The organism is Candidatus Melainabacteria bacterium (assembly GCA_003963305.1).
Lineage (GTDB): Bacteria > Cyanobacteriota > Vampirovibrionia > Obscuribacterales > Obscuribacteraceae > PALSA-1081.
On record RXJR01000038.1, the window covers coordinates 37,457 to 53,545 of the forward strand.

14 protein-coding genes are annotated in these 16,089 nt (G+C 50.7%); 7 read left to right on the forward strand and 7 right to left on the reverse strand.

All coding sequences use genetic code 11. The annotated features are described in order from the left end of the window. Positions 1–88 precede the first annotated feature (88 nt). Positions 89–2,572, reverse strand: a complete 2,484-nt coding sequence (gyrA, locus tag EKK48_30875; GenBank protein ID RTL34750.1) for a DNA gyrase subunit A — start codon at positions 2,570–2,572, stop codon at positions 89–91. A 440-nt stretch (positions 2,573–3,012) separates the two neighbouring features. Here gyrA and lysS point away from each other — a divergent pair, with 440 nt between their 5' ends. Beyond that, positions 3,013–4,524 (forward strand): lysine--tRNA ligase, encoded by a 1,512-nt coding sequence (gene lysS / locus EKK48_30880; GenBank protein RTL34723.1) that lies wholly within the window; start codon positions 3,013–3,015, stop codon positions 4,522–4,524. Further along, positions 4,521–5,015 carry a hypothetical protein gene (locus tag EKK48_30885; protein ID RTL34724.1) on the forward strand — a complete coding sequence of 165 codons (495 nt, stop codon included), beginning with the start codon at positions 4,521–4,523 and terminating at the stop codon, positions 5,013–5,015. Before lysS ends, EKK48_30885 begins: the two co-directional genes overlap by 4 nt. On the opposite strand, the gene EKK48_30890 is transcribed toward EKK48_30885, so the two are convergent. After that, entirely contained in the window at positions 5,010–5,591 is a 582-nt protein-coding gene (locus EKK48_30890) for a hypothetical protein (protein ID RTL34725.1), read from the reverse strand. The two genes, EKK48_30885 and EKK48_30890, sit on opposite strands and share 6 nt — an antisense overlap. Before the next feature lie 55 nt (positions 5,592–5,646). Between EKK48_30890 and EKK48_30895 the strand changes: the two genes are divergently transcribed. The 3 genes from EKK48_30895 to EKK48_30905 are packed head-to-tail and all read left to right on the forward strand — an operon-like array spanning position 5,647 to position 9,203. After that, positions 5,647–6,993: a cysteine desulfurase gene (locus EKK48_30895; protein RTL34726.1), complete on the forward strand. Its 1,347-nt coding sequence runs from the start codon at positions 5,647–5,649 to the stop codon at positions 6,991–6,993. A gap of 24 nt (positions 6,994–7,017) precedes the next feature. Next, on the forward strand, positions 7,018–8,511 hold the full coding sequence (locus EKK48_30900; GenBank protein RTL34727.1) for a HAMP domain-containing histidine kinase: 1,494 nt from the start codon (positions 7,018–7,020) through the stop codon (positions 8,509–8,511). Then, positions 8,499–9,203: a PE-PPE domain-containing protein gene (locus EKK48_30905; GenBank protein ID RTL34728.1), complete on the forward strand. Its 705-nt coding sequence runs from the start codon at positions 8,499–8,501 to the stop codon at positions 9,201–9,203. The genes EKK48_30900 and EKK48_30905 overlap by 13 nt, the downstream gene beginning before the upstream one ends. Before the next feature lie 131 nt (positions 9,204–9,334). Here the strand turns inward: EKK48_30905 and EKK48_30910 are convergent, their stop codons facing one another. The 5 genes from EKK48_30910 to EKK48_30930 form a co-directional block, all read right to left on the reverse strand. Then, on the reverse strand, positions 9,335–10,138 hold the full coding sequence (locus EKK48_30910; protein RTL34729.1) for a serine O-acetyltransferase: 804 nt from the start codon (positions 10,136–10,138) through the stop codon (positions 9,335–9,337). Between the two features lie 91 nt (positions 10,139–10,229). Further along, entirely contained in the window at positions 10,230–11,237 is a 1,008-nt protein-coding gene (gene cysK, locus EKK48_30915; protein ID RTL34730.1) for a cysteine synthase A, read from the reverse strand. Positions 11,238–11,328: 91 nt separating this feature from the next. Beyond that, positions 11,329–12,309, reverse strand: a complete 981-nt coding sequence (locus EKK48_30920; GenBank protein RTL34731.1) for a redoxin domain-containing protein — start codon at positions 12,307–12,309, stop codon at positions 11,329–11,331. Between the two features lie 110 nt (positions 12,310–12,419). Next, entirely contained in the window at positions 12,420–12,737 is a 318-nt protein-coding gene (locus EKK48_30925; protein ID RTL34732.1) for a DUF1292 domain-containing protein, read from the reverse strand. After that, positions 12,737–13,744: a potassium channel protein gene (locus EKK48_30930; GenBank protein ID RTL34733.1), complete on the reverse strand. Its 1,008-nt coding sequence runs from the start codon at positions 13,742–13,744 to the stop codon at positions 12,737–12,739. The genes EKK48_30925 and EKK48_30930 overlap by 1 nt, the downstream gene beginning before the upstream one ends. Before the next feature lie 179 nt (positions 13,745–13,923). On the opposite strand from EKK48_30930, the gene atpD reads away from it, so the two are divergent. Both atpD and EKK48_30940 read left to right on the forward strand, forming a co-directional pair. Continuing rightward, positions 13,924–15,354 (forward strand): F0F1 ATP synthase subunit beta, encoded by a 1,431-nt coding sequence (gene atpD / locus EKK48_30935; GenBank protein RTL34734.1) that lies wholly within the window; start codon positions 13,924–13,926, stop codon positions 15,352–15,354. Positions 15,355–15,365: 11 nt separating this feature from the next. Further along, on the forward strand, positions 15,366–16,088 hold the full coding sequence (locus EKK48_30940) for an ATP-dependent Clp protease proteolytic subunit (GenBank protein ID RTL34735.1): 723 nt from the start codon (positions 15,366–15,368) through the stop codon (positions 16,086–16,088). Position 16,089 lies beyond the last annotated feature (1 nt).

Below are 16,089 nucleotides of genomic sequence, written 5' to 3' on the forward strand. Positions count from 1 at the left end.
CGATCTTCAGCGCATGAAGACCACCTGCTAAGAGCAAGCTGACCAATCCGTTCCCTGGTCCAGCTGATGCGCTATCGGGCAGATGAACCTAGGCTTCCGCCGAAGGCTCGCTATCATCCGACAAGCTTTCTGCGTCAGGCTCAACAAGCGGTGTGACAGAAACGACCTGGTCGTCTTCGCCCAGCTGCTGGATGCGTACGCCTGTCGCCATGCGTCCTTGCGAACTGATGTCGTCTGTCAATTGACGGACCACGATACCGTTCATGGTGGCAATCATGACCTCATCCTTCTCTTTGACGACGCGCAGCGCAGCCAATCTCGAAGCAGCATTCTTGAACTTGGTACCAATCAGACCGATACCGCCGCGACCTTGTTGACGGAACTCGTCAAGTTTGACGCGCTTACCGAAACCGTCAGTGGTGACGACAAGCACGTGAGACTCGCCTTCTGTGCCGGGTTCTATGACATCAAATCCAACGATCTTGTCGCCTTCGCGCAGAGTAATGGCACGTACACCACGAGCTGAACGTCCCATCGGACGCAACTCTTCTTCGCTGTAGCGAATACACATACCGTCGCCTGTGCCGATCAGCACATCCGCCTTTCCACTGGAAGGGCGAACCCAACCCAGCTCATCGCCTTCATTGAGCGTGATGGCGATAATACCGCTCTTGCGAATGCTGGCAAAGTCAGACATCTGCACCTTCTTGATGAATGCCTTGTGCGTGAGCATGATCAAGTAGCTGTCTTCAGAGAAAGTAGAGACTGGAATAACAGTCGTCACACTTTCGTCTTGCCCGATCGGCAGCAGATTGACGAGAGCCAGTCCGCGTGCAGTTCTTCCGCCTTCAGGCAGATCCATTACTTCAAGCGAGTAGACAGTTCCCTTGGTTGTGAAGACAAGCAAGCGATCGTGCATCTTGGCTGTGAAGAAGTGCTGGAGATCATCTTCCTCTCTTGTTTTCACGCCCGTTACGCCACGAGTATTACGACGCTGCTTCTTGAACGTATCAAGCGGCATACGCTTGATATAGTCCTGCTTGGTGATGAAAATCGCCATGGCATCGTTAGGCGTCAGGTCTTTGGACGAGAGCTGCTCATAAGAACCTTCAATCTTTGTGCGACGAGGATCTTTCTTTTCGCCGCCATATTTTTCGCGAATGGCGAGCAATTCTTCTTTGATGATATTCAACACGAGTTGACGATCAGCAAGAATCTTCTTGTACTCGGCAATCTTGAGCAGAATCTCGTCATATTCAGCCTGCGTCTTGCCACGTTCTAATCCTGTCAGGCGGCGCAGTTGCATTTCGAGAATCGCATTCGCTTGCGCTTCATCCAACTTGAAGGCGGTGATGAGAGCCTGACGTGCTTCGTCTGTGCTGTCTGCCTTGCGAATAGTGGCGATGACCTTATCGATATTTTCCAGCGCCTTGAGATAGCCTTCCAGGATGTGGGCTCTCTGCTCGGCTTTTTCAAGTAAATAACGAGTGCGGCGTGTAACTACTTCAATGCGGTGATCGATGAATTCTTGCAGCATGTCGGACAGGCCAAGAGTTCTTGGCTCGAACGAATAGCCGCCCTTCGAGTTCATCTTTCGTACAAGCGCAAGAGTGTTGACAGGGAACGACTGCTGCAACTGCGAATGTTTGTAGAGGTTGTTGAGAACAATTTCCGGATGCGCGTCGCGCTTTAACTCGAGCACAACACGAATACCATTGCGATCGGTTTCGTCTGTCAGGTCTGAGATGCCACCCAACTTGTCTTCTCGAACGAGATCTGCGACACGCTTTGTGAAAGCCTCTGGACCGATCATATATGGAAGAGACGTGACAACAATTGCCATACGCGTCTGACGACCGCCACGACCTTCGATCTGCTCGATTGTGGCCACACCTCGAACTGGTATCGAGCCGCGTCCGGTTGTGTAGGCTTCAACAATGCCGTCAGTTCCCATAATTACGCCGCCCATTGGGAAATCCGGGCCTTTGATCCACTCCATCAATTCGACGGATGACAACTCATGGTTATCAATCTTGGCGATTGTGCCATCAATGATTTCAGTCAAGTTGTGCGGAGGAATGTTAGTGGCCATTCCAACTGCGATTCCGGCAGAACCATTGAGCAAAAGAGCTGGAATGCGCGCCGGCAGAACACTTGGCTCCATACGGCTTTCGTCGAAATTGCCGCGCATGTCGACAGTTTCGCTCTCGATATCGCGCAGCATTTCTTCTGCCATCGGCGCCAATCGGCATTCCGTATAACGCATGGCAGCCGGTGGATTATCAAGGTCACCGAAGTTTCCATGCCCGTCCACGAGCACATAGCGGCTGGCACTCGGTTGAGCAAGACGCACCAGAGCTTCGTAAATAGCGGAGTCGCCATGCGGGTGGAAGTTACCCATGACTTCACCGACCACCTTGGCAGACTTTCTGTATTTAGCACCAGGATTCAGGTTGAGCTCGTACATACCGTAGATGATGCGGCGATGCACCGGCTTCAAACCGTCACGAACGTCTGGAATGGCGCGGCTAATGATGACTGACATTGCGTAGTCGATGAACGACCGGCGCATTTCATCTCTCACTTCGATGGTGACGATACGCTCGCCGCCGGCTCCTCCGCCCGGTGTGGAAGGTGGTTGGCTGCTCACTAATGATGCTCCTCAGGTTGCGACAAACGGATAACCGATGGATATACGACACATCCTACGGTCAATCGGAAAGGCTGAATTTTACTGGCTTTCAATCAAGCTCAGGCGACAAAACCCAACCAAGGTAAATTATAACACGCAGAGCTGATCAGCTTGTGAAGCGGGTTTCAGCCAAAATTTGCTTGTCAAAAGATGGGCGATTGCGCCAGTGCATAAGATGCTTCTAAGCCTGTCATGAGGCTCTCATTCAAGTCGTGCCAGATTGTCACAAGAGAGCCCTGATTGCTTGGAGGCGCCACTTTCATCACGTAATATAGATGGGGCACAGCGGTGTGCGCTCCAGGAGGTTTGTGTAAGTCATTATGGAATTTGACGGCGATTCACGATTGCGTGCAGAAAGGCTCAGAAAGCTGCGAGAACTTCGCGAGCAAGGCGTCAATCCATACCCATACAAGTATTCGCGCACACACCGCAACCAGGAGCTGCAGGAAAAATACAAAGACCTGCCTAACGATACCGAAACAGAAGATGTTGTCAGCGTTTGCGGTCGCATCATGAATGAACGCAATACCTGGATGTTTGTCGACGTTTTTGATGAATCCGGGAAAATTCAGCTCTTTTGCCACAAACAAAATCTTCCTGAAGCTGAGTTGAAGCGCCTGCGCCTCCTTGACAAAGGAGATTTCATCGGCGCCACCGGCACTATTCGCCGCACAAAACAGGGCGAAATCTCAGTCAAAGTGACTAAATACGAAGTGCTGGCAAAATCGCTTCAGCCACTTCCTGACAGCTGGGACGGCTTCAAAGATGTCGAGCAGCGATATCGTCAGCGCTATGTGGACATGATCATGCACCCGTCGGTGCGTGAAAATTTCCGCACGAGAGCGCTGGCAATCAGATACATTCGCAATTTCCTGGACGAGCGTGGTTGCCTGGAAATCGAGACACCTGTTTTGCAGGTGGAAGCAGGCGGTGCGGACGCACGTCCATTCATCACGCACCATAACGCCCTGGACCTCGAACTCTACTTGCGCATCGCCACCGAGCTACACCTGAAAAGGTTGATTATCGGCGGTTTTGAGCGAGTCTACGAAATCGGCAGAATCTTCCGCAATGAAGGATTGAGCACACGGCACAATCCTGAATTCACCATGATGGAGATGTACTGGGCTTACGGCGATTACAACGAACTCATGGATCTGACCGAGGAGATGGTTCGCGGATTGGCGATGCATCTGACCGGTTCCACAAAAATCAAATATCAAAATACAACTATCGACTTCGGGCAAAAATGGCGCCGTCTCTCTATGACACAAGCGATCAAAGACGCCACCGGACTCGATGTCAAAGCGATCAAAGATTATGACGAGATGCGCGATACCGCCATCAAAATGGGCATCGAACTCAAGCACGAAGACTCTCGCGGCGCCATCATCAACGCTATCTTCGAAGCGAAGTGCGAAGCAGCGCTCATACAACCGACATTCTTGATCGACTACCCGGTCGAAATCTCACCTCTGACAAAAGCGCATCGCCGCAACCGTGACGAGGTAGAACGATTCGAAGTATTCGTCTTCGGACGAGAACTGGCAAACGGATACAGTGAGCTGACAGATCCCGAAGATCAGCGCTCGCGCCTGGAACTTCAAGCTCTTAAAAAAGCCGCCGGCAATGAGGAAGCGATGCCGCTCGACCTCGATTTCATTACCGCCATGGAATATGGAATGCCGCCCACGATGGGAATCGGAATCGGTATAGACAGGCTCGTCATGCTGCTTACTGACTCCGCATCGATTAGAGACGTGATTGCGTTTCCTACCATGAAACCGCTCCACAAAGAGAAGGATGACGACGAGCGCACGCAGAAATCATGAGTCTGATTCGTCTCTACGTTCGCCACGAACGCTTGATTTTGCCTACCGTTGCTGAGACGGAAGCTGGTTTTTACGTCGACATGGAACCAATCGACGTGTTCGAAATTCACGACATCGAACAGTGGCGCAACGAGCTCTATCTGCGACTGGTGCACGGCAACCCGCTTGTGCCAACACCTGAGCGCTCCGACGACCCGGGCTCGGCCATACTAGAGAAGCTGAACATTGCGAAGTGGTCGACGTTCGAAACAAGCGCGATCATGTACACCATCCACATCGGCGGCAGATACATTTCAGTCTACAGAACCGGCAAAGGCGCTGACGGTATGTGGACGCAAGACAACACGGACTTGCGCCAATTCGCCAGTCGCACGCCTTTGAGCTGGATTGCCCTCGCTGTGGCAGAGGACGTCATAAAACAGCCAGAGGCCAACCGCCCTAAAACGAGTTTGATGCTGGCACCACCGGCGAAACCAGAAGCAAAATCATAAGCTCATCGCTTCGATAGCCAGATCACCGGCTAGAACGAAAGGATCATCAGCGGCAAGATAGTTTTGAGACTTGATATGCCAGAGAATTCGCTGTAGTTGAATGGGCAGAAGCTCGTTTTGCTGAAAAGAAAAAATCGATGCACCAATAAGCACTCGCGCTTCGGTTTCTGTGAGCGGTTCGAAGAGCAATTGAATGTCTTCAGGCGGCACTTCGCCTGTCGTTAGAAGCGCTCGACAGGCACGCCCCAACTCAGGTGAAAGTGCAGATTCCTGACCGGGAATGGAAGCAGCAATGCGCAAAAGGTGAATAAGGTCGCTCAGGTCGCCCGTCTCCCGAGCCCGCTTGACCAGCTCGATAATTTGCCAGGCCTTGATTTTGAACTGCTCCTCTAAAGCAGCGGCAACGGACTGGTCGATATTCGAGGCGTTGGTCAATTCACCTATGCGCGCGCAGTAATAAGAAAGAATGCCATCCTCGCTCAAATCTGCACCAAGCGGCAGCAACTCCAGAAAGAGCGCCTCAGCTCCTTCATACTGGTTGAGCAATAAAGCCGACTGCTGTTCAGTTAGCGCCATTTGGTAATCAGATGCCTCGCCTACACTCCTATTTTAGATCGCGCCGGAGTTACCGGTGCAGCAAGCAAGCAAATGCGTTCAGCGTTCGCTGAATCTGTCATGGCAGTATGCTTTAGCGCCTTACGCCGCTCTGCATGAAAGAGCGATTATGTGTCGTTTGATGAAGTTGCATGCTACCATCATCGGGAAATGCCTGCTGGTGACAGGTTCCGTCTATCAAAGAGGACGTTTGTCAATGAGTGTCTACCTGGACAATAGTGCGACCACACGTGTCAGAGATGAAGTGCTTGAGGCGATGCAGCCTTACCTGACCGACAAATGGGGCAACCCTTCCTCCATTCATCGACTCGGTCGACAGGCCAGAGCAGCCATTGAAGCAGCAAGGCAACAAATAGCCGACTTGATAGGCGCCCAACCGGCCGAGATTCACTTCACACCGGCCGGCACATACAGCAACAATGTCGCCCTGCTCGGTCGAGCCAGATTTGTCGAAGAGAACAAGCTGGGTCGGCACTTGATTACGTCATGCATCGAACACTCATCAGGACTTGGTCCCTCCAAGCATCTGGCAGCACGCGGCTGGAAGGTCACTTACCTGCACGTAGACAAAGAAGGCTTCGTTGATCTCGATGAACTGCGCGCCTCTCTCTCAGACGAAACCAGCATGATCTCGCTCATGTACGCCAACAACGAAGTCGGCACGGTGCAACCAATCGAGGAAATCGCGAGAATTGCTCAAGAACGGAATATCTTTTATCACACTGACGCAGTGCAAGCGGCAGGAAAGATCAAACTAGACGTGACAAAGTTGCCCGTTCAAACCATGAGTTTGTCGGGTCACAAATTCCACGCCCCTAAAGGAATAGGCATTCTCTACATTCGAAAAGATGCACCGATTCTGCCAATTATTTTTGGCGGTGGTCAGGAGAAAGGAGTTTTCCCCGGCACAGAAAATCTGGCCAGCATTGTCGGCATCGGGAAAGCGGCCGAGCTGGCCGCCCAAAATCTGGAAGAGAATTCAAAAAAACTACGTGCCATTCAAGAAGTCATGATTGCTCGATTGACCCGCGAAGAGTGTGTCAAATTGACGGGCGCAAAAAATTTAGATAAGCGAATTCCCGGACACGTCAGCGTCATCGTGCACGGCACAGTCGGCGAACAACTGGTGAACGATGCCGACTTCAAGGGCATCTGCATATCAAGCGTTTCAGCATGTTCTTCAAGTGGAGTTGATCCATCGCACGTCCTCAGCTGCATTGGTTTCCCCAGAGAAGAAGTAATGGGCTCGGCGCGCATCACAGCAGGTTGCTTCAATACCCTGGAAGAATGCGAAAAGGCAGCTGATGTCCTGGCGCAATTGTTTGTCAAACGTGCTGCAAAAAATACTGTAGCGGCTGTCTGATCCAAACACTAAAGAGATCACCGTTTGCGACTGGCACAACTAAAACCTGCAAATCTGACTATTGGTCAAAAAGGTTGGATTCTGATTGCCATTCCGCTCGGTTTCGAGATTCTCATTGCCGCATCATTGTGGTTTATGTTCCTGCAAGCTGAACATAAGGCAGTGCAGTTGTCGCATTCACGTGACATCATTTTGAAGCTGGGGCACCTTTCTTCGTCGCTTCTTGAAGCAAGCGGCAACATGCTCACGTTCGCTTACTCGGGTCGCCCAGGGCTGGTGGAAGCCAGTCGCAAAGCCGAAGATACCTGCCTGCGAAATATGGCCACGCTTATGCAATTTGCTCGCGATGACAATCGCGACATCAACGAATATGCGCGCCTGGAAAAATCTCTAAACGGTGCCATTCAACTGCTGCGTAGCTACGAGCATCGTGACGAAAGCGTTGGCATGCTTGCAAACGTGGGAGAACTGCGCAAACAGCTCGAATCGGTGCATCGCGAATTCAAAGGCATCGTTCAGCATATAAGCGACATAGAAAAGCAAATCGAACTGCAAGAGAATGATGCAGACCAACAGTTAAAAGCAAATATTCAATATCTGCTCATCTCTTTTATCGCCGCAAGCGTAGTTATTTCCGCACTGCTAGCCAGATTCTTCTTTTCAAATATCGCCGATAGATTAAACAAAATCGAGGAGAATTCACGTCGCATCGGTCATCGCGTCGAGCTACAACCGGCACTGACGGGAGATGATGAACTGGCAAAACTTGATCGCAGTCTTCACAAAGCGGCTGAAGATCTGGCTGCGGCCGAATCAAAAAAGCAACTGATGGTAGCGATGATCAGCCATGATCTTCGCTCGCCCTTACTGTCACTGCAGGGGACGCTGGCATTACTCCTGGCGGGCACATGCGGTACCATCCCCGAAAAAGCTCAAGCCCGGGTACAAAAGGCTGAACGCAGCCTGGAGAGATTGATCTCGATGATCTCAGACTTTCTTGATCTGGAAAAATTCAGCGCATCAGATGCTGTAATGAGTTTGCAGATGAGGAGAGTGAAGATGCAGAAGGTGTTCGAAGAAGCGAAGATGGCGGTAGAGAACCTTGCCACGGAGCGCTCCATAGACATCGTCTGCACCGGCGAAGAGACTGAGTTGAGCGTGGATTTGAACTTGATGATTCGATTGCTGACGAACTTATTGTCGAACGCAATCAAATTTTCACCACCAAATTCAAAGATCGAAGTAGCCGCTGGTCTGGAAACCACCGACGCTTTTATCACAGTCACCGACCATGGCACCGGCATCGAGGCGAAATCTCTGGACACGCTCTTTGAACCATTTGTTCAGACGCAAGAAGGTGCTGAAAAGGACAACAGTTCAGGACTTGGACTCGCAGTCTGCCGTGAGATTGCAAGAAAACACCAGGGCGAAATCTCCGTGCGAAGTAAACTTGGCGTCGGCACGGTTTTCAGAGTGACGATTCCGCAACTAAAAGGAGATGAGCAATGTCGATCATAAAAACTATAAAAGCGTTGATACCAGCAGTGATCGGCGAAGCGTCGGATATCGGTATAGCATCGGTTATTGGTGCAGCGTCGTTTCTCGGCTCAGCAATACTAATGCCGAATCCGGCTTATGCTCAGCAGCCGGCTGTTGTGGAAGGCACCTATAAAGTCAACGCCACTAGCGGTGCCACCGCATTATTCACGAAGACACAAGGAGTCGACAAAATTTACAGCATCGGCAAAACAAAGATGAAAGCCTTGCTGATCAATCCTGGTGGACAGGGACAGTTGGCCGCAGCCGATTTGAATTTCGTACTGATAGGAAATCCCAACAGACCAACCGACGGGCTATTTAGCCGTTTCGAATTTCCAATTTCCCAGAACTCGACAACAGCTGTAGATGGAGTGATGACAGAACTCTACTTTCGAGATGCCGATAATCCCAACGTGCCGATTTATCGAAAGTACGACAGTTTCTCCGACTTTCCCAAGTATCCGCTTAACTTGTTGCCGGACGGAAATGCATTACTCGGATATTTCTACCTGCACCCCTCAGACCTGGGTTTTGCTGACCCCAGCAAAATAAGCTTGAAGGAAGTCAAATTCACGCTCCAAAAACCAGGACAATTGTCAATTTTGGACAGCAGTTTCCAGGTCGCCGGCGAAACAACAATTACGAAAAACAGAATCGATCTCTCCAACTAACCCGAACAATCCATTCAAGCCTAGCTATCGAATCACCGAAATCGAGCCGGAATCGAACCGGCAATTCAGATTTAGAGCAACAACCAAAATCGAGTTGTCGCTATCTCAATAGTCCCAATCATCTGTAAAGATCAGATTCCGGCGCCGTGCAAGAAGATGTCTACAGCATCAGAAGCAGCGGTCACTGCAGCAGTGTTTCCAGTATTGCCCGGATAAACTGCGGTATTGTCTGTAAACGCAGCGCTGCGTGATGGACGTCGAACGCCGGTCAGAGTCGGTTCGAAGATCGGTATCTGCTGAACGCGCTCGATCTGTTTTTCGAGAGATGCAAGCTTGTCTCGCAGACACTTGATCGCTTCAGCTTCGATATCCGGCACAGGGTCGCTGACACGCACACCCTGCCTGAAAATCACGCGACCTGGCACGCCCACTACAATACAATCGTCGGGCACTTCTTTGAGCAGAATCGAGCCGGATGCCACTTGCACGTTGTTTCCAACCGCGAAACCACCGAGGATTTGCGCCCCGCTGCCGACCACTACTGAATTGCCCAGAGTTGGATGACGTTTGGTATCACGAGACAGAGCACCCATTCTTGCCGCTGCTTGCGCACCGAGAGTGACACCCTGATAGAGCACACAATCGTCGCCAACCTCTGCAGTCTCACCTATCACAACACCCAGACCATGATCGATAAAGAGTCGTCGACCGATTTTTGCCCCCGGGTGAATTTCAATGCCTGTGAGGAATCTTCCGAGTTGAGAGATGCTGCGAGCGACAACACGCAGTACTTTGTCATTTGTCGTCCAGAACCGGTGAGCGATTCTGTAAATCAGAACGGCGTGAAAGCCCGGGTAACAGAGGAAAACTTCTGCGCGGCTGCGAGCAGCCGGATCTTTCATCAGAATATTTTCTATCTCTTCCCTCAAGCTCATACTTTTGCCCTCGGCTTGTGCTCTTACCCTTTCAGTCTAACCTTGCTAGATTCAGCTTAAATGCAGTCTTTCCTAATTATTTAACTCCGACCTACTTAGTTCCGGCCGCGACAGGTTCACCAGCATTGCTGGATGCACCATCGGCGACGATATCGTTGAACAAAGCAGTAGACAGGTAGCGCTCGCCCGTGCTCGGCAAAATGATGACTACAGTCTTGCCTTTGTTTTCAGGGCGCTTAGCCACCTGCACAGCGGCATATGCGGCGGCACCACTGCTGATACCACAAAACAAACCTTCTTCAGCAGCCAACCGTCGTCCCCATTCGAGAGCCTGATCGTTGGTGACCTGAAATACCTCGTCAATTACCGAAAGGTCCAGCACTCCGGGCACAAACCCTGCACCTATGCCTTGAATTTTGTGAGGGCCCGGTTTCAACGGTTCGCCTTTCAAAGTCTGAGTGAGAACTGGACTGTCTGCTGGTTCAACAGCGATGATTTGAACACCAGGTTTTCTTTCTTTCAAAACTTGTCCGACACCAGTAATGGTGCCGCCGGTGCCGACCCCGGCAATAAAAATGTCTACTTTGCCCTCGGTATCACGCCATATCTCTTCCGCTGTAGTCTCACGGTGGATCTTAGGGTTGGCAGGGTTATCGAACTGCTGTGGCATGAAGGCATTTGGTGTAGTCTTTGCCAGCTCAGTAGCTCTATTGATGGCTCCGCGCATGCCTTCTGTACCCGGAGTGAGGACAAGCTGAGCCCCCAGCGCAGCCAGCAGTTTGCGACGCTCGAGCGACATGGTGTCGGGCATGGTCAAAATCAATTTGTATTTTCTAGCAGCGGCAACGAAAGCCAGCGCGATGCCCGTGTTTCCAGACGTTGGCTCAATCAGAGTGGTCTTTCCTCGGGTAATCAAACCGGCTTTCTCTGCTTCATTAATCATCGAGACCCCGATTCTGTCTTTGACAGACCCGAGTGGACTTCGCGACTCCAGCTTCGCAGCGATAACTGTATCGGGCGACAGCTCGCTCGTCAGACGGTTCAACCTGACCAGCGGAGTGTTGCCGATCACTTCAGTAACGTCATTTGCAATAGCCATAATTTTGCTCCAGTCTCGAAACGCTCACAATTATCCGTTTTTCCGCTCAAACTTGTAAGCGAATTTTTTCAAATCTAAGGATACGCACTAATTAGCGTGACTGACTCAAGCATCGGTCTAGTTCAGCGCGCAGCACTTCTTTCTCATTCAATGGAACACCCACATGAGCCCATGCGACATTGCCATTCTTATCAACGATGACGGTCTCAGGAAGGGCTTCGACCATAAAATCCCTGTTCAGCTCGGGCGTGCCTTTTATGCCGACCAGGTCAACTTTCGCAGCTTTCAAATATGACTTAGCCGTGTGCCAGTCATCATCATTGCTGACAGCGAGCACAACCACATTTCTATCTTTATACTCTCTTGCCACTTCGGCCAGGGTCGGCAGACTGCTTCGACATGGCGAGCACCAGGTTGCCCAGAAGTCCAGAACCACAACCGACTTACCTTTAAGATCCGAAAGCTGAAACGACTCACCCTCAAACGGCGAAAGCAGAGCCTGTGGGGCAGATTGATGCACCAGCTTCTCCGCCGGATAATGCTTTTGCATCGCTTTCATCAAACCAAAAGTTGACACACCAGCAAGCATGGCGGTCAATGCCACCATTATTGACTGCAACGTGATAGCTCGTGCAAGTGGAAATCCATGGGCCATTCTCAAGCCAACTACAGCCAGGCAAAATGACCAGATCAACCCCATCAAAGCAGTTGGTGGAGCAGCAAACAGGATGGCGGGCAAGAGCGAATATGCGGCAACCAGAAACAACCTTCTGATCGTGCCCTTGCCGCCTAACTTCTTTCCCAGGGGAAATGCAACCAGTGCATAGAGAGCGCAGTATCCCCACGCTACAGTTGTTACTGCGATGACGAACTGCCCCAGGGTCTTGGCAGTTGAGGGCAATCCCAGTGCACCATCAAGAGCGGCACGGGTCAAGCAAAACAAACTGGAGAGAATGAAAAGAAAAAAGAGAGCCCAGCCTACTTTCTGCTCCAGCAATATGGAAGCAAAAAATCTGCTCGGCTTGGTAATTAGCAGTAGATATTTTTCGGCCGTCTTCAAATCAAATGCCACCGCTCAATCACAATTGCTCGATCACAATTAGTATCACCGGCGATGGCATGAACGAAGACCGAATCACATCAATCGAAGTCAGTTGGTCCACTCAAACGTTGCAGTAAGAGTTAGTCTTCGCCTGCGTGCTCGGCTTCGCTTTGACGAGCCAGTTCTTCAACGTGAGCAACGACACGTTCGAATTCATCGTCGCTTTCGATGGTTTGAAAAATCGATTGGTCTTCGCGTTGAATCAGACGCATGATTACAAGCGAACCTTCTTCTTCTTCGGCACTGTCGCTCTTAGCGTCACCCATTTTGAGAAGCAGAGCATATTCCTGATTCTCAAACTCGAAAATGTCAAGGATCTGACACGAATAAGAATGACCGTCTTCTCCTTCGAGCGTGATCATCGCTTCATTTTCTTGGGTCTGTGCTTCGTTGTTCATTACAATTCCTCGAGTTTTTGCTTACGGGCCAGGGCGGCAAGGGTTTTTAGCTCTTGTTCAGTTCCCAAGGCTATCAGTTCATCACCGTCGTGGAAAATCAGATCGGGAGACGGATTGGTCATCAGCTTACCACTTTGATTCACCGCGAGGATCATAGCGCCTGATGTTTGTTTTATATTGGCGTCCTTTAACGTCAGTCCGACAAGCTTGGAATGGTCGTCGAGCGTGATTTGCTCCATGCGCAGGTCGTAGGCGGAGCTATGCATGACCACATCGAGAAATTCCGTCACAAGCGGGTGAGTGACAGCAGTAGCCATTCGCCGACCGCAGATGACATAGGGAGAGATCACCATACTGGCACCGGCTCGGCGCAACTTGGCTTCAGAACCTGGATTACCGGCTCTTGAGACGATCGTAATGTTTTCGTTCAAGCCCTTGGCTGACAACGCAATAAAAGTATTGGCCGTGTCGTCAGGCAAGCAACAGACGATGCCATTCGCCTTGTCAATTTGAGCTTCAAGCAAAACCTCATCGTTGGAGGCGTCACCGAGCAGCACGAGCAAGCCTTCGCCCTCTGCCTTTCTGACTCGGTCTGGATCCATTTCCAAAATTACAAAAGGAATTTTGTTTTGGCGAAAATGTTTCGTTACTTCTTGCCCGGTTCTACCGTAACCGCATACGATCTGGTGCCCCGTCAGCTTGACAATTCTGTGTTTCATGCGCCTGCTAGTGAAGTTAAGCTCTAGAAAGATTTCGACCATGTCGGACAGGACATACAAAACTATACCTGCACCAACGAGAATCAAGACGACTGTATAGATTTTTCCCGACTCTGAGAGGGCATGGGTTTCGCCATAACCGACGGTTGTAACGGTGATCACCGTCATATAAAGAGCATCGATGAATTTCCAATGCTCGACCAGCATGAAGCCAATAGTTCCAACCAGGATCAAGACCCAGAGCCGAACTATGTCGTTAACGAAACGTTGTAAAAGAGAATCTTTCAAGAATCCAGAAAGCCAGTCGCTATGCGCATACGAAAAGTATCATAAACGACGGGGATAAAGCAGCCCGAAGCATCTATCCTATAGCTGTTAAGATCTAAACTCGTTGTCGGACCTTACCGACTCAGTCAGATCGCGCCAGCACTTTGCTGCATGCAAGTGTCCACAGCTATGGAGTTTCAATGAGCACAGTACTTACAGCCAAAGAAGGACGTGTCGTCCAGGTTATCGGGCCCGTAATCGACGTTGAGTTTCCAGACGGCCGTTTGCCGGAAATTTACAACGCTCTTGAGATCATCGGTAAAAACCCATCATCCGGTGAAGATATCAAGATCATCTGCGAAGTGCAGCAAATGCTTGGTGATAACCGCGTCAGAACAGTAGCGATGAGCTCCACTGACGGTCTCACCCGTGGCGTTAAAGGTATCGACACAGGCAGCCCGATCACAGTGCCGGTCGGTCAGGGAACACTCGGACGAATCATCAATGTACTCGGCGAAGCTGTAGATGAAGCTGGTCCAATGACCACAACTGAACGCTGGCCGATTCACAGACCATGCCCAACTCTGAAAGACCTGCAAACAGAAACAGTTGTGTTTGAAACTGGTATCAAAGTAGTCGACTTGCTGGCTCCATATATCAAAGGTGGAAAGGTCGGTCTGTTCGGCGGAGCCGGCGTAGGCAAGACAGTTATCATCATGGAATTGATTCACAACATCGCCTCGCAGCACGGTGGATTCTCCGTGTTCGGTGGAGTGGGTGAACGCACTCGTGAAGGAAACGACCTCTGGCACGAAATGAAAGACTCCGGCGTTATCGACAAAGTAGCGCTGGTCTATGGACAGATGAACGAGCCACCAGGCGCCAGAATGCGCGTCGGCTTGTCAGCTCTGACAGTAGCCGAATACTTCCGTGACGTCGCTCACCAGGACGTGCTGCTCTTCGTTGACAACATCTTCCGTTTCGTACAAGCCGGTTCAGAAGTATCCGCGCTGCTGGGACGTATGCCTTCAGCCGTAGGTTATCAGCCGACTCTGGCTAACGAAATGGGCGAATTGCAAGAGCGCATTACATCAACCAAGAACGGTTCGATTACATCTGTACAAGCTGTATACGTACCTGCAGACGACTTGACCGACCCAGCTCCAGCAACAACATTCGGTCACCTAGATGCAACAACAGTATTGAGCCGTCAGATTGCAGAATTGGGTATTTACCCTGCTGTTGACCCGCTCGCCTCGACATCTACAGCCTTGAAGCCGGAAGTTGTCGGACAAGATCACTACGAAGTAGCTCGCGGTGTTCAACAGACCCTGCAGAGATACAAAGACTTGCAAGACATCATCGCCATCTTGGGTATGGACGAACTGTCAGCAGAAGACAAAATCATCGTTACTCGCGCAAGAAAGATTCAGAAGTTCTTGAGCCAGCCGTTCTTCGTTGCTGAAGTATTCACAGGCCTGAAAGGTAAATACGTACCGGTCAAAGACACTGTTGAAGCGTTCAAACAGATCCTGGCAGGCGATCACGATGATATGCCTGAGCAAGCCTTCTACATGGTCGGCGGCATCGAAGAAGCAAGAGCAAAAGCTAAGGAATTGGCTGAATCCTAAACGCCGGAGCCATGAAAAAGAAAAATCAACCAGCGCCCGCAACACCAGGAATCGAGACTCCAGCCAAAGTAGGCACTCGCGATATCTTTTTGTTCGGGCGTCTGGAGAATGAGATCACATTGCCAGTGATCAAAAAGCTAATCAAGCTAAACAAAGCGAACGCGGCAGAGCCCATCAATTTGTATATCAATTCCGCTGGCGGCAATGGCTACAATGCCGATGCCATCATCGCCGTGATGCACTCTTTGCAAGCACCGGTAAATACAATTTGCCTCGGCCATGCTCTTTCCGGAGCTTGCGAAATTCTCGCTTCCGGCACGGGCACTCGATCTGCTTATGAATTTTCCACTCTCATGTTTCATCAAACATTGTGGGAAGCTGATGGAGACATCACCAATCTGGAGATTCAAGCAGCTCAGGGTAAGCGTTTCAGAGAAGCACAGATCGAATTGCTGCATCGTTGCACCGGACAAGACAAATCTGTTGTCAAACGCGACATCGAAAGAGACCACTACATGTCGGCGCGAGAAGCGCTTGATTACGGCATCATCGACAGCGTTTTGACGCACGACCGCGTCAAGAGCAACAACGGCGGCAATAACAATAGAGCATCAAGTGGTTCTGTTTCGAGTAAGAAACTGAGTGCCAAAGCGGCTCATCTCGGTTCAGGTAAGTCAGGCTCCAAGTCAACAGGCAAAACACCGGGCCGTCCGAAAAACGGCAAGGGCAGATAGG

What these genes read in the sequence shown, in the direction of transcription:
- EKK48_30925 (RTL34732.1), bottom strand. Translation starts at nt 12,737, where the DNA reads ATGAACAACGAAGCACAGACCCAAGAAAATGAAGCGATGATCACGCTC.
- EKK48_30885 (RTL34724.1), top strand. Translation starts at nt 4,521, where the DNA reads ATGAGTCTGATTCGTCTCTACGTTCGCCACGAACGCTTGATTTTGCCT.
- atpD (RTL34734.1), top strand. Translation starts at nt 13,924, where the DNA reads ATGAGCACAGTACTTACAGCCAAAGAAGGACGTGTCGTCCAGGTTATC.
- lysS (RTL34723.1), top strand. Translation starts at nt 3,013, where the DNA reads ATGGAATTTGACGGCGATTCACGATTGCGTGCAGAAAGGCTCAGAAAG.
- EKK48_30905 (RTL34728.1), top strand. Translation starts at nt 8,499, where the DNA reads ATGTCGATCATAAAAACTATAAAAGCGTTGATACCAGCAGTGATCGGC.
- EKK48_30940 (RTL34735.1), top strand. Translation starts at nt 15,366, where the DNA reads ATGAAAAAGAAAAATCAACCAGCGCCCGCAACACCAGGAATCGAGACT.
- EKK48_30890 (RTL34725.1), bottom strand. Translation starts at nt 5,591, where the DNA reads ATGGCGCTAACTGAACAGCAGTCGGCTTTATTGCTCAACCAGTATGAA.
- gyrA (RTL34750.1), bottom strand. Translation starts at nt 2,572, where the DNA reads ATGCGCCGGTCGTTCATCGACTACGCAATGTCAGTCATCATTAGCCGC.
- EKK48_30910 (RTL34729.1), bottom strand. Translation starts at nt 10,138, where the DNA reads ATGAGCTTGAGGGAAGAGATAGAAAATATTCTGATGAAAGATCCGGCT.
- cysK (RTL34730.1), bottom strand. Translation starts at nt 11,237, where the DNA reads ATGGCTATTGCAAATGACGTTACTGAAGTGATCGGCAACACTCCGCTG.